Below are 19,413 nucleotides of genomic sequence, written 5' to 3'. Positions count from 1 at the left end.
TCTTCAGGAATGGCAATGACGGGTCAGGGGGTTCCGGCTCAGTCCTCAGTCATGATAGCAAGGGAAAAAGCAAAAGCGCTTAACACAACCTCGCGGAAATCGAAAAGACTATTCAAGGATTCTTTAAAAAATCCGTAACCTTTCCACCATCTGGGCCAGGGGGTTCAGGCGCTTGGGGCGATCGGGCATAGCCTAATCGCACCGCGCCGGGGGGGAGATGCAGTTCCGCAGCCAGTTGATCGGAAAACTTGACCCGGAGTTCTCCGCGCGGGGTAATGCCCACGGCGATTCCGGTGCGATCGCCCACTTGCACCGATCGCCCGCAGGTTTCCAGCAGTTCCAAATAATCTGCCAAAAAACTTTCGATGCCGCCCGTTTGGAGTTGTCGATCGCCCCGGTCTAAACCCGCGATCGCCAGGGCCGCCAACTCCGCCAGCGATCGAATCGGTGGCCCACCCTCCGCAGGGAAATCAGTCAGCGGCAACAGGGGCGGGGTGTTCAGTTGACTCGCCTGATTCGCCAATGCACTGGCCCCATGCAGCGAATTAGAGCCATCAGAGATCTTAGAGTCATCAGAGATCTTGGACGAGTTCGATGATCGATCGACCCAATGACCTGAAGGATCTAAGTGACTTGAAGGATCTAAAAGACCTGGGCGATCTACTAATTGACGATCTACTGATTGATCTGATGATTGATCATGCGATCGTTCTGGAGACCCTAATTCTGGAAACTCCAATTCTGAAAACAACTCTGTGGCATTGATCCCCGTCTCGGGAACCGGATTAGCCCAATTCAATCCCAACCCCGTAACCGCGCGGGCAATCTTGCCACCCACCAATCGGGTTTCCGTCAGCAGCCCACCCCACTTGCGCCCCCGAACTACCAAATCATTGGGCCACTTCAGCGCCACCGGCACACCCCGATCGCGCAGGGTTTGCCCCAGGCCCCAAGCGGCCGCCAAGGTCAGTTGGGCCCCATCCTCCGGCAGCAACTGGGGTGCAAAATAGCGCGAGAGATATAACCCGCCCAAGGGCGACGACCATTGACGGCCCCACTGCCCCCGCCCTGCCGACTGTTGCAGCGCAATCACGATCGTTCCTGGCTGGGCCCCCGCTTGGGCCAGCTCCCAGGCCACCTGATTGGTGGAGCCGGTCTCCGCTAGCACCTGCAACCTGGGCAACCGAACACCGAGCCGCGCCGTTTCGCGCAACACGGCGGCGCTGAATTCTGCGGGGTCGATCGGGGTGGGTTTCAACACCAATGGTTTTCTAATTGCTTGCTGATTTTTGAGGTCATGCTTGCGGCGATCGCCCCTTACCCTACCGCGATCGGGTCACCCAGCGGATCGCCCCCATTTCATTTCTCCAGCCCAGCCAGCCAAGGGGTTTAAACCCCTTGCCCCCAGCCAGCCAGCACCAGCCATTTTTGGGATCTCTAGAATTGGGATCTCTAGAATAGGGATTGAATTGACCCGCGATCGTCCGATCGCCCCGCCGATGTCGAGCTTGTCCACTGCCCAGGAGTCCACCCCTGACAGCGCGATCGCACCAGCGGCCTCCTCGGCCCAACTAACTGAGATCGTTTATCCCTCCGCCGACGGCAAGCGCATCGCCGAAACCTATCTCCATTTCAACGCGCTCATCACCATTTTGAAGGCACTGGAATGGTACTTGCGGGGTCAGCAAGCCACCGTGTTAGCAAATCAGTTTCTCTACTACAGCCAAGGCTATCCCCGGCTGCGAGTGGCTCCCGATGTGATGGTGATTTTTAATGTGGCTCCCGGTGGCCGAGACAACTACAAAATCTGGGAAGAGGGGGAAATTCCCAGCGTTATTTTTGAAGTCACCTCCCCCGGCACTCGCCAGGAAGACCAACACCATAAACATTGGCTCTATCAACAAATGGGGGTACAGGAATACTGGCTGTTTGACCCCAAAAATGAGTGGATTGAGGGCCAATTACGCGGCTATCAATTGGGGCCGAGTCGCACACCGGACGGTGACCCCTGCGAGGCATATTTACCCATCACAGACAACCAAAGTGCTGTGTTGGGATTGCGCTTAGAAGTTTGTGGGCCGCTCTTGCGATTTTTTAACGAGGCAACAGGGCAATGGCTACCGATGCCAGACGAGATCGGTGATGTGTTAGCTGAGCGCGATCGAGCGGCGACAGAACGCGATCAAGAACGCCAAGCCAAAGAAGCCGCCCTGGCAGAGTTAGCAGAATTACGGGAGCGCCTGCGACAACTGGAGACCGACGAATAAAGACGCATAAAAATGCATCAATTTTGTACGCATAGCGCCAATTTCGATCGCCTGAACCATCTCCCGACCCTTGAAACTTTCCAGCATTCAAGTTAGGAGAAATTGCACATTCCACCTATCATGCCAACTCAGAACCCTTGGGAGGCTCGATCGTGACTGGCTGGCATTGGCGCAACTGGCAAGGACTGCCCTATCTCACCTGCTCCCTGCTGGAGCCAATTCCCCACGGTTTTTTTACCCGGCACTTTGCCCCCCGCCCGCCGGCCGAGTTGGCCCCGGTGCTGGATGAAGCGGCCCAAACTTTCCGAGTCAAGCAGGTGCATGGCGATCGGGTGGTGGCTCCGGCGGAAATTGCAGAAATCACAGCAGGGGCCGTGCTCCAAGAGGCGACGGCCACCGCCAGCGAACAATCCACCTATCCCCAAGCCGATGGCCTGTTGAGCGATCGCCCGGGGCAGGTGATGTGGGTTTGCAGTGCCGATTGCACCCCGGCCTTGATTGCGGATTTAAAAACCGGTCAGGTGGCGGCGGTGCATTCCGGTTGGCGAGGAACGGCGGCGGCCATTGTGCCCAAGGCGATCGAGCGGATGCGCCAACAGGGCAGTCAACTGGCGGATTTGCGGGTGGCGCTGGGCCCGGCCATTTCCGGTTCGGTTTATCAAGTGACGGAAGCGGTGGCTGAAGAGGTGGTGGCCTCGCTGGCTGTGCCCCTGAAGGAGGCCCAAGGTTGGGAACAGCCGCCCGTGTTGCCGGATCCGGAGCCGGGAAAGGCGCGGTTGGATGTGCGCCAAACGATCGTCCAGCAGGTGTTGAATTTGGGCCTCGATCGGGAGCAGGTCACCATTGCGCCCCACTGCACCTATTGCGAGGGCGATCGGTTTTTTTCCTATCGCCGCGATGGCACGAAGACGGTGCAATGGTCAGGAATTGTTAGCACTTGATTGATGCAAGAGGTCTAATCAATTCCGGCCAACTTCAGCAGGGCCTTCAGGCGATCGAGGTTGATCGTAATGTTCTGTTGCACGGCCGTGGCCTGTTCCGCGCCGGGCGCTAGATCCGCCGTTAGGTGATAGTGCTCCAAGCCGCCCAAGTTGCTCAGGAGCCAGTAGGTGTTTTGGCGGTGACTGGGCTGGAAAATTTCAATTACCTTCGTGCCCGGCTCTGCAAACACCAGGTTCGTTAGCCCGGCCCCATGCACCGCCACAATCACCTTGGCCGCTGCAAAGGCCGCTGCCTGATCGACCAGCGGCAGGCGGGCCGGGTCGATCGCCCGAAAGCCGAACTGTTCCAAGGTTGCAGTCACCTCCCGATCGTTCAGCACTTGGCGGTAGGCGGCGCTGCGGCGGGTGATGTAGAGGCGATCGGGAAAGCGGGAAATGCGGGCCGGCTCCAAAAAGGTATCGCGCAAAAACTGATGGGCCCAGAGCGATCCCCGATAGATTCGCAACTCGGGAATCGCTGGAACCAACAGCCGATCGGCCGTTAAGTGGGGAATTCGCCCTTGAACCGGATCCACGGAACCAAACCATTCCGTATGGCAGCAGGCCACCACTTTTTCGAGGGGAATTTGCAACCGCTCAAAACTTTGGTGCTGAAAGGGCAATTCATATAGATTGACCACAAAGCGATCAATCGAGTCCCACGCAAAGCCCGATCGCCGCAACACCTCCAACCGAGGCAACAGATCAAACATCCAGTGAAAATAGGTGACCTTGCCCCAGCGCGTGGCCAAAAAAGCCACTGTTCCGGCGAAGTGTTGGGGCGGCGGCAGGTGGGGCGAACTGGCAACGATGGCGCTGTAACCCGTTGAACAGTCACGAATCACTTGATTTTGGGCATTGAACACCACGCTGCACAGGTTATCGCCCCAGGCTCGCCCTTGGGGAATCGCAACGGTGTAGGCGGCCGGCGCATCCAAGGTACGGTCGATCGCCTGTAATTCCGGCAGGGGATCGCCCAAGCCTTGGGAATCGCGGAGGGGATGGGTTTCCGGTTCAAAGGCGGGAAAACAGTCTGTCCCCGGCAGCTCGGCCGCCACGCCCTGCCAATTGGTGGCCAGGAGGCTGGTGGCTTCCGCCAGACCATCAGGCAGTTGGCAAAACAGGCTCGGGGAAGTGGGCGATGGATCGGCCGGCGGCAATCCGGCGGCCGCCAGTACGGCTTGAATGCCGTCGTAGGCGGGCCAAAATTCCGGCTGATAGCGTAGGGCGGCCATGAAATGGTCGATCGCCCGTTGCCATTGCCCCTGTGATTGGGCCCGACGAGCCAGGGCCGCTTGGCGCTCCGCTTGGAACCAAACGCTATCGGGGGCGAGCAGACTGGCTTGATCCCAAAACCAGCAAGCCAGCCGCCACCAACCCAATTGTTGCAACAGGGTTCCCCCTTGTCGAAAGGGAATATCCAAACGTCGGCCGGCGAGCAAAATGGCTCGACCGTAGGCGGCCAGCGCGGCGATCGGGTGGTTGGCCGCTTCCAGGGTTTGGCCATAGTTGTCATACACCCGGGGATCGGTGGGGTTATCTTGCATGGCTCGCCGCCACAGGGCCAGGCGATCGGGCAATGATGACCGGGGCTGGGATTCGGCATAGGCATAGTAGACCCCACCCTGATTGGCTCCGGCGGTTAAGGCTCGTTGCCAAGCCAGGCTGGCCAGGTGGTCTTGTCCCGATCGCGCGCAGAGATCCGCCAAGGCGCACCAATCACTGGGTGGGGCCTGCGGATCCAAAGTCAAGGCCCGATCGAGGGCGGCCATGGCCGCTGGCCAATCCCCCGCCTGACTGGCCAGTTGCGACCAGCGGCGATAATCGGCGGCCGTTTCAGGAAAGTCCAAGTCCGGCGCACTCTGCAACATTTGCCAAGCCCGTTGCCATTCTGGGCGATCGGCACATTCACTGACCTGGGGAAACCAACTCCAGGGATCCTTGGCTCCCACTTGCCAGGCCCGCCGCAAACAGCGGTTACCCGTGGGGCGATCGCCCCGTTCCCGGTGGGCTTGGGCCAACCGATGCCAAGTCACGGCCCGATCGCCCCCCAGGGCCAGGGCCGTTTCTCCGGCCTTGATCGCCCCGTCAAAGTCGCGATCGCTCAGGAGCACAAAGCAGAGTGCCTCGTGCCAATCGGGTCGATCGCTCGGTTCCCAGGCGATCGCCGTCCACCAAGCGCCCTTGGCCCGCGTCCAATCCTGACGACTGGCCCAAAAGCGGGCCGCCCGCTCCTCTAAATAGGTGGACTGATACTGATTTTGTTTGGCCTCGTCGTAGGCGCGCATGGCTTCCGACCACTCGCCCATCGCCCAATACAAGTCCCCCAAAGCGGCCCAGGCTCGCCCGGCCACCCGGGGCCGCACGGCCACCAACCGTTGCACCGGTCGCCAGGCCGCCCGCCGATAGCCCGCTTGACCGTAAGTGTCCAACAGTTGCCGCACCAATTTGAAGGAGCCAGGCCGCTGGATCACCGCCGTTTCCAGCGCGGCCAAAACCGCTTCCGGTTCGCCCGCTGCGGCCCAAGCCTGGGCCCAACGCCACCAGCGCCCCACAGGGATTCGCTCTTGGGCCCAGCGCGATCGGGCAAAGGTGCAAAATGCGGCCACAGACCAAAACTTCAGCACGATGAATCCTCAAATCCTTGCGGACAGTGCCTTTACCCCTAAGTGATTGCCCCCGTTGGTTTCCCTTTGGGCAACCCCTGAACTATCCCTTTCATCACTCACTCCATGGCCTTGGTGATCGGTACAGTTCGGCAGAGTTCAGCGCAGTTCAGCCAAATAGCTCAGGGTCACCCCTGGGCCGATCGCCCCCCAAGCACCACCAGCACCACCCCCAGCAACACAATCACGCCCCCCAACAGCACGCCAATTCCCGGTTGTTCCCCAAACACCACCCATCCCAAACTACTGGCCCCCACCGGCTCAAACAAAATAGCCAGGGTGACCCACAAGGGCGGCATTTGGGTCACCAGCCAATTAAAACTGGTGTGGCCAATCAGTTGCGGAACCAACGCCGACAGAGCGATCACCAGCACCGTCGTGGGGGTGATGGTTTGCCAACCGCCGCCCCACAGGGCCACCAATGGACTCAGCAACAGGGCCGCACTGCCATAGGCCAGAGCCGCGTAGGAACCAATGGTCAGTCCCCGTTCTTGGGCAACCCGCCCAAGGAGCAGATAGCCCGCTGCGGCCCAGGCTCCTGCCAAGGCTAACCCATTCCCCAACAGAGGATTGCTGCCGATCGTCGCGGCATCTTGGCTGAGGGCAATCACGGCGCTGCCCACCAAGGCGATCGCCAGGCCAGCCCAGGTAATCCAACCCGCAAATTTCTGCGTGATAACACTGGTAATGAGGGCCACCCAAACCGGCGTGGTGGTCACCAACACGGTGGAAGCGGCGATCGAGGTATAACCCAAAGAACTGAGCCAACAGACGAAGTGCAGCGCCAAGCAAGCCCCCGCCCCCACGGCCCAGGGCCAGGCCGATCGGGGCGATCGCCCGGTTTGGGGCCAAGCCGGAGCCACCGCCAGCGCCGCCAACGTCACCCGTCCCGCCGCCAACCACAGGCCAAATCCCCAGTCCGATCGCCCCGCCGACTGCATCGCCCAGCGAGCAAAAATCGCCCCCGTTGAAATGGCCGCCATTCCCGCCAACAGCACTCCCCACCGGAGCGATCGGGCCCGGTGTCCAGCATCGGAATTCACAGCGGCGTGAGTTGAGGGTTTCAAGTGCCGACCTTTTGAGTGCTGATTGTTTGAGTTTGCTCTTTGGGATGCGGATCTTTAGGGATGCCAATCTTTACAAATCCCGACCCTTGGCCAAGTGCAATCCATCCCGTCCTACAATCGCCATCAATTCTCTAGTGTTTTTCCATGTTTTGCCATGAGCACAACCACTACTATTCAGCTTGAATCGCACCCCACTCCCGATCGACTCGCGGCCTTGGACGTATACAACTGGCCCATTTGGACAAAACAAGTTTCAGAATTTCCATGGACCTATGATGAAGCGGAAACTTGCTACATCCTTGAAGGTGAAGTGACCGTCACCCCCGAGGGCGGCGAACCCGTCACCATTCGCAAAGGCGATTTGGTCACCTTCTCTGCCGGTTTGGCTTGCACATGGAACATCACCCAAACCATTCGCAAGCACTACAAATTTGGCTAGGGAATTTGGCTAGGAAATTTGGCTAGGAAATTTGGCTAGGAAATTTGGCTAGGAAATTTGGCTAGGAAATTTGGCTCAAGATTGGCCCAGACCAGAATCTGATTCAACGCCTCTGATCAGAAGCACCTGATCAATAACATTAGAAAAACCCCGGATTCCCATCATTGAGAATCCCGGGGTCTTTTGATCAACTTCGACTCAGTTCAATTTCTGCAAAATCCTGACTGTTCAGACTTCAGAACCCGGAGAGTTCAGCAACCCTAGCCCAACTCCTGCTATCCGCAGATGTTGAAGCCCTAGGATGCGGTATCAGACTTGCGCGAGCGACGCTTAGCCGACCCGGCCAGACCCAGACCCACCAGGCCCAGACCCATCATGATCGTCGGTTCCGGCGTGGCTACCCCTGCAATTTCACGGTTGTTCTTGCGGCCGAAGTCGATCACGAACACCGTGTCGTTGAAGTCTTGGTCACCACCGCCCCACAGATCTTCAAAAGCCAGCACCAGCAAATCTTCGTAGAAGTAGGACATGGCATGTTGCTTGCCATCGGGATTGTCCTTCGCATTGGCCCGGAACTGACCCGGAACCGTCTTGCCAGTGCGCACATCCTTGCCGGAAATGCCGCCGTTAATCCAGTTGGAAACCAGGCTGAAATCAAAGATCGTGCCAGCCTTGAACTTGCCCAGGTTCACCCAATCGCCCACGTTCAGGGGGCTGTCCTGAACCGATCGCCCTGCGACAGCAGCGTTCGGATTTTGGCAAAAGCCGCTGAAGTTCACCAAGGTCTTGCTTTGGCTGGGGCTGCAAGAGGTGTCCCCAAAAATCTTCGTCTGCGCTGTAACCGTTGTTCCGGTGGTGGCAAAGTCTAGACGGTTGCGATAGCCGCCAGCCGTTTCACCGAGGAAGTAAACCTTCACATCGTGGTCATGCTTCAGTTGCAGCAGCGATTCATCCAAGGTGCGGAAGTTAATTTCGTTGGGGTCTAACTTCCGAGCTTCCTTGCCGACAAAGGGAGCCATGGAGGGCAACACTTCTTGGAAGTAATCCGGCGCTGTGCTACGGGGATTGATGTCAAATGCCTGGGCCGATCCGGCTGCAACACTCAGGGTTGCTACGGAGGCGGTGACGGTTGCTTTGAGCAGGAAGGAAGGAATGTGGTTACGCATGAGTAGAGAAGACTTCAGAGAGTGGAACGGTTGCGAAGTTAGAGAGCGGTTTCGCCTGAATCGTTGCAAGTATAAAAAGTTACTTTGGCTTGCAATTGAAGCTTTGATCTGATGGCTAGAAACCGGAGACACACCCAAAAGGTTTAATACTTTCTCCCCTGATCGTAGGGGCAGTTCCTGAGTTTTTTGATGAATTTTTGGTCAAGCCAATGGCCGATTAACGGGCCAATATGAAGTGAAGGGGGCAAAGGGTTGATTGCCATGGCTCACAGTCCCGCGATACGATCGCGCCCGGGCCATGGTCTCTGGCCGATGCAAAAACACTGAGACCGATGATCAACACCCAGGACACCTCAAGCGTGCAAACTCCCATGGATACGACTTCAGCGGGCCTGTGGCTCAAGCGCCCTGTGATTGTGAAGGCCGTTGTTACGCCGCGCTGGAAGGAAGACGCGCAGGTTGAATTGCAGCGGCAAATTGACCAGCTCGATCGCCAGTTACAGCAACTGGAAACCCAAGGTCAGCGGGCGATCGCGGAAATTCAGCGTCAGAGCATTCAACCGCCCGGCCCGGAAGTGACTCGCCAAATTGAAAATATTCAGGCCCAGGTGAACGAACAGAAATCCCAAATGCTGGAGCAAAAAAACCAAGTTTTGCAACAGCTCAATCGGGTTCACTCCTTGGAGCTGGATAAGGAAGTGATTCAAACGCAAATGGAAAGCCTGTTTCAGGTGCAACAGGGTGATAATTTGATTGACAAGATGCAGGTTGAAATTCTGCTACGGGATGGCATTGTTGAAGAAATTCGTGGTGAGCTGTAACTAGGTTGCGTTTTTTGGGGGTGTGAAGTTTACACCCCACGATTTGCTCATTATTTGCTCATTATTTATGAGATGAAGTCAATCTAAATTCTTAAAATCAAACCGATCAATTCAATCAAGTTATCTGTGGGGTGGGCATTGTCCACCTAATAGTGGCTTCATAGTATCTGTGATATAACGTACCGATCGCTCTAGGTAAAGACTGTGATTTAAAAATAAATTGAATCAATCAGTTTAGTCAAAAAATTGAGTCAATTAATTTAATTAAGAAACTAATCAAGAAGTTGATCAAGAAGTTAATCAAAAATTACCCAGAAAATTAACTAACGAGCCAGCTCAAGTCAATTCAGAGGCTAAATCAAGCCGATCGAATGAATTACGATTGGGGAGAATGCAACTACTCATCATTCGAGGACGATCGTGTTTCAGACAACGCGGCGACGGCTGGCCCTTTGGTACGCGACCGTAACAGCAGTGTTGGTGCTGGTGGCGGCGATCGCCTTTTATGGTTACGCGAGGGCCACGCTGGTCGATCGGGTAGATGACACGATCGAACATGCGATCGAACTGGTGGCTCGATCGTTGGTGATTGAATCGGTGCAGGTGCGCGACCTGGCCGCCATCGATCCACAGCAGATGATTACTCGGGCCCGGGTGAACCTGGAAGCCAGCTTTCGGGACAACACGGGCACGGTTTGGAATGATGTGGAAGATGATCGAATTGATTTGGAGTGGTTTAGCCCCACGGGCCAGCAGCTTTGGACCAGCTTCGCGGAACCCTTGACCATTCCCCTGCATCCCACTCGCAAAAGTGAAACGGTGAAAGTGTTGCGCGACGGGCCCGGGAAGTCAGCCGAGGGGCGGGGGCCGGTGGAACCGCCGTTGGTGTTGCGGCAACGCACTCAAGCCATTGCGCTGGGTGGGCAACCCTTGGGCTATTTGCGAGTCAGTCACCCTTGGTTTGAGGTCACCAAGCCGGCCCAGCAGTTGGCGATCGACCTGAGCTTGGGGGTGGTGGCGTTGATTGGGGCCGTGGGGGCGATCGGGTGGTGGCTGTCGGGGTTGGCCATGGAACCGGTGCGCGAGTCTTACCAACGCTTGCGGCAATTCACGGCCGATGCGTCCCATGAACTGCGCAACCCGATCGCCACCATTCAAACCAATGTGCAGGTGGCGTTGGCGGAAACCAACCCCCAAATGGAGCGATCGCAGTTGGAAGCGATCGAACGGTTAACTCGCCGCCTGGGGAAATTGGTGGACGATCTGTTGTTTTTGGCCCGCCAAGATAGCGGCATTGTGCAACCCCAGTGGGGAATGGTGGATCTGTCGGAATTGCTGCTGGAGGCGATCGAGGAGCAAATGGCCCTGGCCACCCGCCAAGCATTGGAATTGATTCCCGAACTCAGCGAAATTCCCGATCAGCGGGCCTGGATGGTGCGGGGCGATCGGGATCAATTGGCGCGGCTGCTCACCAACTTGATTGGCAACGCGATTCAATACACGCCGTCGGGTGGGCGGGTTTGGGTGCGGCTCGATCGGGACTTGCGCAAACCCACCTTAAAACTCGAAGTCCAAGACACCGGCATTGGCATTGCACCGGAAGCTTTGCCCCATCTGTTCGATCGGTTCTACCGTGCCGATGTGGCCCGATCGCGCCATCGCACCGGTCAATCTGCCGGGTCGGGGTTGGGGCTGGCCATTGTCCAGGCGATCGTGCAAGTCCACCAGGGGCAAATCCGCCTTGATAGTCAGCTCGATCGGGGAACAACCGTCACCATCACCCTGCCCAGCTTGGTTGAACCCCCGCTGGAGGTCGGTAGCTATCAGAACAGTTAGGCAATTACGCACCATAGGGACGCGCCATTGGCATATTTGGCCTATCCCTAACTGACCTGAATTCGCAATTTTAATGAAGAGAAATTTATAAATCTTCAGCAAACTGTCTCAAGGAATACTAAAACCAAGGGACAACTCAGTTGAGCATGTTTAATCGCTGTGAATATGACCAACGTTGAGACAATCGAGCAACACTTTAGAAGCAGCCGAAGAACGATTGATATCATTGATATGATTAATAAATAATCAATAATTCTGCTGCCAAGAATCAGCCCGATCGTCAGTCCTTAGAGCGCGGTAGGGTAGAACCATGGGCTAGTTATGATGCAGCAGTCTCTTCGACCATTCATTCGATCGCTCACTCGGGCGTTGATGCCGAACGTTGATGTCGAACGCTGATGCGATCGCCCATCTAATTTGGTGTAACCCGGCTTTAGCCATAAATCCATGAAATTCATGGTTATTCATAATTGCTGCCCATTGCCGCGATCGCCCGTTTTCGGCAACCAACGCAATCGATTGGTTTCCCGCTCAAGGAAATTCAAATCGTCTCCGTATATGAATTGCTCCATTCTGTCATCTTTTTGACCTGCTATGACGACCCCGTATATGCCCCGCAAAAAGGTTGTGCAGAAGCGTCGAGAGTATAACGCTTGGGTCGCCACCGAGACGATCGAGGACTATTCCCTTCGCTATGCACCCCAGTCTTTTCGGAAGTGGTCGGAGTTTTTAGTTGCCAATACGGCCTTAGGAGGAATTTCCTTCCTGGCCCTGGAAGCGATCGGTGGATCTTTAGTGATTAGCTATGGATTCAGCAATTCTTTTTGGGCAATTTTGGTGGTAGGGCTGCTGATTGGCCTAGCTGGAATTCCCATTTCCTATTACGCCGCCAAATACAATGTCGATATTGATTTGCTCACCAGGGGCGCAGGCTTTGGTTACATTGGCTCAACCATTACCTCGCTGATTTACGCCTCTTTCACTTTCATTTTCTTTGCGCTGGAAGCGGCAATCCTGGCCCAAGCCTTAGAGCTTTATTGGCATCTTCCCCTGTGGTTGGGCTATATCCTTTGCTCTTTGGTGGTGCTGCCGATTGTGTTTTATGGCATCACGGCGATCGAGCGGTTGCAGTTTTGGACGCAACCAATTTGGCTGATTTTGATGGGGTTGCCCTTTGTGTTTGTGGGCCTCAAGGAGCCGGCCGCCCTCGATCGCTGGCTGCACTTTGCCGGAAACTCCCCCAGCGGAGCCGCCTTTGATCCCTTGCTGTTTGGCGCGGCGGCCACCGTTTCTTTTTCGCTCATTGCCCAGTTGGGCGAACAGGTAGACTATCTCCGCTTTTTGCCGGAATGTGGCCCCAACAATCGGATTCGCTGGTGGTTAGCGGTGTTGGCGGCGGGGCCCGGTTGGATTGTGCTGGGAGCAGCCAAGCAGTTGGGCGGGGCCTTTTTGGCCACTTTGGCGATCGAGCATGGGGCTTCCTTTGCTAAGGCCAAGGAGCCAATTCAAATGTATCTGGCCGGATTCGCCACCGTTTTTGACGATCCCCAAGTGGTGCTGACGGTGGGGGTGTTTTTCGTGATCATCTCCCAAATCAAAATCAACGTCACGAACGCCTACGCGGGATCCCTGGCCTGGTCAAATTTCTTTTCGCGGCTCACCCACTCCCACCCCGGGCGAGTGGTGTGGTTGGTGTTCAATGTGTCGATCGCCCTGCTGTTGATGGAGTTGGGGGTTTTTGAAACCCTAGAGGCCGTGTTGGGCCTCTATTCCAACGTGGCGATCGCTTGGATTGGGGCGATCGTGGCGGATTTGGTGATTAACAAACCCCTCAAGCTCAGCCCGTCCTACGTTGAGTTTAAACGCGCCTATCTTTACAACTTCAACCCCGTGGGATTTGGCTCGATGGTGGTGGCTTCGGTCATTGCCATGGTGGCTTTTGTGGGGCTTTTTGGGGAAACACTGCGGGCCTATGCGCCGTTTTTGGCCCTGGGGATTGCTTTCGGCCTGTCGCCGTTGATCGCCTGGGCAACCCAAGGCCGCTACTACATCGCGCGTCCCAATGAAGTGCGCTTGAATTTTCCGGCCGCCACCCTGGTCAGTTGCTGCGTTTGTGACAACGAGTATGAGCCATCGGATTTGGCCTTTTGTCCCGTTTACGATGGCCACATCTGCTCCCTCTGTTGCAGTCTGGATGCCCATTGTCATGATTCCTGCAAGCCCTCCGTGGGTGAGCAGGTGCGCTTGGCCGCAATTGTGGCCCAGGCCATTTTTGGCGATCGCCTGTCTTTGCGGTTGGGCAAGCGGATGGTGCGTTTTTTGGGGCTGTTTGCGGCCATGGCAGCCCTGCTGGGGGCAATTTTTGCGCTGGTTTATACTCTCGGGCCGATCGCGGAGTTGCCCCTCGCGCAACCCGATGCTGAATCAATGCCGCTGCTGGAAACCTTTGGGGTTTTGTACGCGATGTTGCTGGTTTTGTCGGGGATCGCGGTCTGGTGGTGGGTGCTGACCGATGAGAGCCGCGAACTGGCTGAGGAGGAGTTAGACAACCAAAACCTGCAACTTCAGCAGGAAGTGCGCGATCGCGAGGCCGCCGAAGCCGCCCTGCAAGACTTGGCCAAGGATTTGGAGCAGCGGGTGAAACAACGCACCGCCCAACTATCGGAAGCCCTGACGGTGCTGAAAAAAGCCCAAACACAACTGGTTCAAACGGAAAAAATGTCCAGTTTGGGGCAAATGGTGGCGGGGGTGGCCCACGAAATTAATAATCCGGTGAATTTCATTCACGGCAACCTCGAACATGCCTGCAACTATGTGCAAGATGTGTTGGCGTTGTTGGTTGCCTATCAATTGGCCTTTCCCAAGGCCACGCCGGAAATTTTGGAGCTGGCGGACGAAATTGATGTGACGTTTGTGCAGGAAGATTTGCCCAAACTGTTGAAATCAATGCGGGTGGGAACCGATCGCATTCGAGAAATTGTTCTGTCCTTGCGCACCTTTTCGCGGCTGGACGAAGCGGAGGTGAAAAGCGTAGACATTCACGCAGGTTTGGATAGCACGCTGATGATTTTGAGCAACCGACTGAAGGCCACGGATCAACGCCCAGCGATTCAGATTCAAAAACACTACGGCGAGTTATCCCCCATTGAGTGTTACGCGGGGCAAATGAACCAGGTGTTTATGAATTTGCTGACCAATGCGATCGACGCGATCGATGAGGACAAACGGGGCGATCGGGAACCGCCGCAAATTGCCATCACCACCACCTTGGCCGATCCCGAAACGGTGCAGATTGTGATTACGGACAATGGGCCCGGAATTGCCCCTGAGGTGCAACGAAATTTGTTTGATGCTTTTTTCACCACCAAAGATGTGGGCAAGGGAACCGGTTTGGGTCTGTCCATTGCCCAACAGATTGTGGTGGAAAGGCATGGCGGCCGGTTAACTTGTCGATCGGAGTTGAATCATTCAACTAGCTTTTTGATTGAAATTCCCATGCGGCAATTTGTGGAAGATTAGGCGATCGCCTCGCAGATCCCAATCCCAATCTCAATCCCAATCCAAGTCCCGATCGCCCCGGGCCAGAACGGTTAGTCCCTTGCCCTCAAGATTTGGCAACGGAAACATCAAGATCCTAGGGTTTCAATTACAGGGCTTCAATCACCAACCCTAAATCCCCGTTGCCGATCGCCCCTGTTTGCCCAACCGGAACACCACAAAATAGGCCAAATAAATGACATAAATCGCCAAGCCTAAAACCCCCAACACGCCCAGAAAACTGGGATTGGTGTTGTTGTGGAAATATTCCCGATAGAGCCAAGTGGGTTCCAACCAAACACGACAAGCCGCATCCTTCACCAGCACTTCGCTGGGTTTCAGGGCACAGGGCAAGGTCAACACCTGCGCCACCGTCCCGATCGCGCAGTAAATGGTCATGGCCCAGCGCCAAGCCTTAAACGCAAACTTCAGCCGCCCTTGGGGTTGGTCGTCAATTTCTTCATTTAAATCGACCCAGAACCACAGCCCCAGCGGAATCAACACCCGCGCCCCCAGCGCCGCCACAAAGCTCACGGGCAAAGAGCCAATCATCAAATACACCGTGATGGCCAGCAGGCTCGAAACCCGCCAATAGATCACCATCAGCTTTTGCAGCGCGTCGGCCTTGGCCACAAGCGCCCACAGCAACAGCCCTAGCGGTATCAAAACGGTAAACAAAACCGCCACGCGGTAGTCCGTCCAAACCAAGGATTCCAACCAGTTTTCAGCCATAGGAAGGGGCGATCGAGCCGACAGATTTTGAAGTTTTGGGTGTGCATTGTGTCGCACACTTTGGCGCACTCTATGCTACCGCGCTGTTTCCCCTTATGGGCCGCGCCGTGGATGGCGATCGCTCCGACGATGCCCAACCGGTTTGGCTGAATCCCCCCAAGTGGCTGCGAGTACCCACAATTTAATATGTACTCGTTATGATTATGGCTAATTAATGATGACCAACTCCCAAACGTCATGGCTGATTCTGCCCAGGTTGCTCCACCCAAACGCCGCCTCAACAATGCCTTCCAAAATTTGATGTCCTTGCATTGGTGGATGGCGCTGGCCTATCTCATTTTGTTTGTGGGAGGAACCTTCATGGCGCAACTGCCGCGCGAGGTTTCCTTTCGCCCCGGTTTCTATGATTTCCACAAGTCGATCGGGATTTTAACCATTGGTTTGTTGTTGGGACGGGTGCTGTTGTTGTTCCGAGTTTGGTGGCGAAAATATTCCCGTCGGCTGCCTAAACTGTCCACCCATTGGTGGCGCGTGTTTCTATTGCACAGCAGCCTCTATATCTTCATGATTGTGGTTCCAGTCACGGGCATTTTTCTGTCTAATTCCGTGAGGCCTAATAATGTCAAGTTTTTTGGCATTGTTGTGCCGGAGCTGTTTCCCCAAAATGCTGAAATGGTGGATTTGGGGCGTGGCTTACACTTTTGGTTTTCCTATAGCTTTTTGGTGTTTGTGATTGCCCATGCGATCGATCAATGGAAAGTTGTTCGTGCCCTGTGGCGGCGTTGGACAGGTTTTTGGAAGAAGTCATCATCCAACAATTCCAAAACGGCTCTCAAGTAATCTCAAGTCATTTCAAGCAATCGCCAGTCATCTTCAGTGACCTCTAATCATTTGAGGAAAGCCGATCGCCTCCGGTGAGAAAGCCCCGAAAGATGGATGCCGCTCCGCCTTCCGGGGTTTTGTCATTTGTCTCACTTGCCTTGAAAGCCTAGGGCGATCGCGCTAGGGTATCGAAAGCGCTGCCGTTGACCTATCAGCACCGATTGCGCATCATTTTGAACAGATCAGCCCCCCTCGATCGCCCTGTGAACCATGGCCCAAACCGCAACCACCGAACAAATTGCCTACGAACTTTCTTGGGTTAGTCGGATGGCGGATCTGAGTCCGCAGGAGTGGGATGCATTAGCCAAACCCCTAAAAACCCCCTTTTTGGAATGGGCTTGGTTGAATAATTTGGAAACATCGGGCAGCGCAATTCCGCAGGAAGGTTGGTTGCCATCCCACTTGGTTGTGCGCCGATCGGGAAAGTTGGTGGCCGCAGCTCCCCTCTATCTCAAGGGACACAGTTATGGCGAATTTGTGTTTGACCAGCAGTGGGCAGATTTATCCTATCGCCTAGGGGTTGATTACTATCCTAAGCTGTTAGGAATGACCCCTTTTACGCCAGCGGAAGGCTATCGATTTTTAATCGACTCTGCTGAAGATGAACGGGCAATCACTGAAATGATGCTGGGGGCGATCGATCATTTTTGTAGCCGACATCATGTGTCTGGCTGTCATTTTCTGTTCGTGGATCCCCAATGGCAACAACTCATGGAATCCTTGGGCGATTTCATTACCTGGAAACATCACAGCTACATTTGGACAAGTAATAACTATCAAACATTTGAAGATTATCTAGCGAGCTTCAACGCCAATCAGCGCCGCAATATTAAGCGCGAGCGAAAGTCCATGGTGAATAGTGGCTTGGAGTTCAAAACCTGGCAGGGTTCACAAATTCCCCACGGCTATTTTTCCAAGGTTTATGATTTTTACAGCAGCACTTGCGAGAAGTTTTGGGGCGGCAGCCAATATTTAACGCGCAAGTTTTTTGTGGATTTGGCCGATCAATTAGCCGATCGCGTGGTGTTGTTTACGGCCCATGCCCACGGTGACGATCGCCACCCGATCGCCCTCTCCTTTTGCATCACCAAGGGCGATCGACTCTACGGTCGCTATTGGGGTTGCACGCGAGAAATTGACCATCTGCACTTCAATGCCTGTTATTACGAGCCGATCGACTGGGCGATCGCTCACGGAATTCAACTTTTTGACCCCGGCGCAGGGGGGCAACACAAACGGCGGCGCGGATTCCCGGCAACCCCCAACCACAGCCTGCACCGGCTTTATCACCCCCGGCTCGATCGGATTTTGCGAACCTATATTGATGAAATTAACCAATACGAACAACAACAAATTGATACCATTAACGCTGAGTTGCCGTTCAGCCAAGCTCAGCCAGAACTAAAACTCTAAATCAAGATTTCAGCAAATTTTTGAATCAAGACTTGAATCAAGACTTGAATCAAGGCTTTAAGCAAGTCTTTAAGCCGTTTTGCAGCAGAACCTTCACGCAGTTGTTAAACTGGCCTTCTACCTGAAGCGATCGTCCCGTTGCAGGGCATATTCAACAGTAAGGCTGTAGCAGCGGTGTTGCAGGGATCGGGCTGTGGGGTCAGGCTGAGCGATCCTGCGATTCAACGCTGAGCGCCGCAACCCATGAACATCGCAGCACAATCACCCCGATCGGCTGGTGTTGTTGAGTGAATTCAATTTCTGGCTACGATCCGCTGGAGTGCCCGTTTTTATGAAGCGTCTGATTCAAATCGCGAGCATGGTTTTGTTGGGGTCGATCGCGGTGGCCACCGTTGAAGATGTGGCCTCCGCCAGATCTGGAAACCTGGCCGGGCGCTGGTTCAACCAAATGGCCAGCCATTGGCAAGCGGGCAAACAACAATTGAGCCAAGTGGGCCAGGGCGATCGCCTCAGTTGCAACTTGGTTTCCGTGGGTCCCAAGCGCCAAATTACCCGACTTTGCGCAGCCCAAAGCCACCTGTAATCTGCGATCAAATCTGCGATCAAATCCGCGATCAAATTCTTTACGATCGCCGCACATTAATACAGCACCATTCCTGACGCTTCCACAACGTGGCCACAATCCAACCACTTTGTTCCAACGTGTCAGAAATGGCCTTGGCTTGATCTAACAAAATGCCACTCAACACTCCCCAAGTCTTTTGATGGCTAATTTGTTCTAATTGCGGAATCAAATCCACAATTACCTCCGCCAAAATGTTGCAGAAAAAGCCATCCACTTTGCGATCGCCCAACATCTCTTGCAACTTCTCAAAAGATCCCTGCTCCAGATGAACCCGATCGGGCTGAATATGGTTCAGCGAAATATTTTCTTGGGTTGCCCGCAAACATAGGGGATCAATATCCACCGCGTAGGCAGTTTTGGCCCCCACCAACAACGCCCCGATCGCCAAAATTCCCGATCCACAACCAATGTCTGCAACGATCTGCTCCGTGGGCTGGCCGTCAAAGCGCATCTCCATCGATTCCATGCAGAGTTGCGTTGTGGGATGGGCCCCCGTGCCAAAGGCAACCCCCGGATCCAAACGCACCACTACCCGCTTACCCGCTTCCGGCACATCCAACCAAGCCGGACAAATCAAGAACTGATCGCCCACTTCTTGCGGCTGCCAATGTTCTTTCCAACTGCTCGACCAGTCCTCTTCATCAATCAAATTCCATTTGACCGTTGGTTCAGGCAAATTGGCCAAAATGGCATCTTGGCGCAACCAAAGCGCCAGGGCAGAAAGATCTAAGAGTTGCGCCTGCTCTTGGGGCAAATAGGCGGAAATCAAACAATTCTTGCCTTTATATTGGCTAGAGGTGCCTCGGCAACCAAAATCTTGAGTTCGCCAATAAACGGTGTCTTCGAGTAATGGGTGGCAGCGAATGTTGATTTCCCACCAACTATTAGCCATGGATCAAGTCCTGAAGGGGCGCTTTTGAATTTCTGTCGCTTCATTGTCCCATGGCCCTTGCGATTCCTCAGGCATCAGGCATCAAACATT

General features: G+C 55.0%; 16 protein-coding genes. 10 read left to right on the top strand and 6 right to left on the bottom strand.

Features of this window, described 5'->3' with window-relative positions; translation table 11 throughout:
• Window positions 1–112: 112 nt before the first annotated feature.
• Window positions 113–1,261: a biotin--[acetyl-CoA-carboxylase] ligase gene (locus H6F46_RS08055; RefSeq protein ID WP_370567106.1), complete on the bottom strand. Its 1,149-nt coding sequence runs from the start codon at window positions 1,259–1,261 to the stop codon at window positions 113–115.
• A gap of 208 nt (window positions 1,262–1,469) precedes the next feature.
• On the opposite strand from H6F46_RS08055, the gene H6F46_RS08050 reads away from it, so the two are divergent.
• Window positions 1,470–2,267, top strand: coding sequence for a Uma2 family endonuclease (locus H6F46_RS08050; protein WP_242027850.1), 798 nt, complete (start codon window positions 1,470–1,472; stop codon window positions 2,265–2,267).
• A 152-nt stretch (window positions 2,268–2,419) separates the two neighbouring features.
• A complete protein-coding gene (gene pgeF / locus H6F46_RS08045) occupies window positions 2,420–3,208 on the top strand; it encodes a peptidoglycan editing factor PgeF (protein WP_190354495.1) in 789 nt (262 codons plus the stop codon).
• Window positions 3,209–3,222: 14 nt separating this feature from the next.
• Here the strand turns inward: pgeF and H6F46_RS08040 are convergent, their stop codons facing one another.
• Together H6F46_RS08040 and H6F46_RS08035 are read right to left on the bottom strand one after the other, a co-directional pair.
• Window positions 3,223–5,874 (bottom strand): glycosyltransferase 61 family protein, encoded by a 2,652-nt coding sequence (locus tag H6F46_RS08040; protein WP_190354496.1) that lies wholly within the window; start codon window positions 5,872–5,874, stop codon window positions 3,223–3,225.
• Window positions 5,875–6,041: 167 nt separating this feature from the next.
• The gene (locus tag H6F46_RS08035; RefSeq protein ID WP_199291456.1) at window positions 6,042–6,956 is read right to left on the bottom strand and encodes a DMT family transporter; all 915 of its coding nucleotides are present in this window, start codon (window positions 6,954–6,956) and stop codon (window positions 6,042–6,044) included.
• A gap of 178 nt (window positions 6,957–7,134) precedes the next feature.
• On the opposite strand from H6F46_RS08035, the gene H6F46_RS08030 reads away from it, so the two are divergent.
• Window positions 7,135–7,419, top strand: a complete 285-nt coding sequence (locus H6F46_RS08030) for a cupin domain-containing protein (protein WP_190354497.1) — start codon at window positions 7,135–7,137, stop codon at window positions 7,417–7,419.
• A gap of 296 nt (window positions 7,420–7,715) precedes the next feature.
• Here the strand turns inward: H6F46_RS08030 and H6F46_RS08025 are convergent, their stop codons facing one another.
• Window positions 7,716–8,585, bottom strand: coding sequence for a DUF4114 domain-containing protein (locus H6F46_RS08025; RefSeq protein ID WP_190354498.1), 870 nt, complete (start codon window positions 8,583–8,585; stop codon window positions 7,716–7,718).
• A gap of 371 nt (window positions 8,586–8,956) precedes the next feature.
• On the opposite strand from H6F46_RS08025, the gene H6F46_RS08020 reads away from it, so the two are divergent.
• From H6F46_RS08020 to H6F46_RS08010, 3 genes are all read left to right on the top strand, one after another.
• Window positions 8,957–9,406: a YlqD family protein gene (locus H6F46_RS08020; protein WP_099533527.1), complete on the top strand. Its 450-nt coding sequence runs from the start codon at window positions 8,957–8,959 to the stop codon at window positions 9,404–9,406.
• 420 nt (window positions 9,407–9,826) lie between these two features.
• Window positions 9,827–11,242: an ATP-binding protein gene (locus H6F46_RS08015; protein ID WP_190354499.1), complete on the top strand. Its 1,416-nt coding sequence runs from the start codon at window positions 9,827–9,829 to the stop codon at window positions 11,240–11,242.
• 594 nt (window positions 11,243–11,836) lie between these two features.
• Window positions 11,837–14,761, top strand: coding sequence for an ATP-binding protein (locus H6F46_RS08010; RefSeq protein WP_242027849.1), 2,925 nt, complete (start codon window positions 11,837–11,839; stop codon window positions 14,759–14,761).
• 150 nt (window positions 14,762–14,911) lie between these two features.
• Here the strand turns inward: H6F46_RS08010 and H6F46_RS08005 are convergent, their stop codons facing one another.
• Entirely contained in the window at window positions 14,912–15,511 is a 600-nt protein-coding gene (locus tag H6F46_RS08005) for a DUF3177 family protein (protein WP_190354500.1), read from the bottom strand.
• A gap of 41 nt (window positions 15,512–15,552) precedes the next feature.
• On the opposite strand from H6F46_RS08005, the gene H6F46_RS08000 reads away from it, so the two are divergent.
• From H6F46_RS08000 to H6F46_RS07985, 4 genes are all read left to right on the top strand, one after another.
• Complete coding sequence (locus tag H6F46_RS08000; protein WP_190354501.1) at window positions 15,553–15,696, top strand: hypothetical protein; 144 nt, start codon at window positions 15,553–15,555, stop codon at window positions 15,694–15,696.
• 52 nt (window positions 15,697–15,748) lie between these two features.
• Entirely contained in the window at window positions 15,749–16,351 is a 603-nt protein-coding gene (locus H6F46_RS07995; protein WP_190354502.1) for a cytochrome b, read from the top strand.
• Window positions 16,352–16,603: 252 nt separating this feature from the next.
• A complete protein-coding gene (locus H6F46_RS07990; protein WP_190354503.1) occupies window positions 16,604–17,806 on the top strand; it encodes a GNAT family N-acetyltransferase in 1,203 nt (400 codons plus the stop codon).
• 331 nt (window positions 17,807–18,137) lie between these two features.
• Entirely contained in the window at window positions 18,138–18,389 is a 252-nt protein-coding gene (locus H6F46_RS07985) for a hypothetical protein (RefSeq protein ID WP_099533502.1), read from the top strand.
• A gap of 40 nt (window positions 18,390–18,429) precedes the next feature.
• Here the strand turns inward: H6F46_RS07985 and prmA are convergent, their stop codons facing one another.
• Window positions 18,430–19,323, bottom strand: coding sequence for a 50S ribosomal protein L11 methyltransferase (gene prmA / locus H6F46_RS07980; protein WP_099533503.1), 894 nt, complete (start codon window positions 19,321–19,323; stop codon window positions 18,430–18,432).
• Window positions 19,324–19,413: the final 90 nt, after the last annotated feature.

It is taken from the genome of Limnothrix sp. FACHB-1083, from assembly GCF_014696485.1.
Lineage (GTDB): Bacteria > Cyanobacteriota > Cyanobacteriia > CACIAM-69d > CACIAM-69d > CACIAM-69d.
Note: the sequence above shows the minus strand (reverse complement) of the source record. Positions and strands in the feature narration are given on the sequence as shown.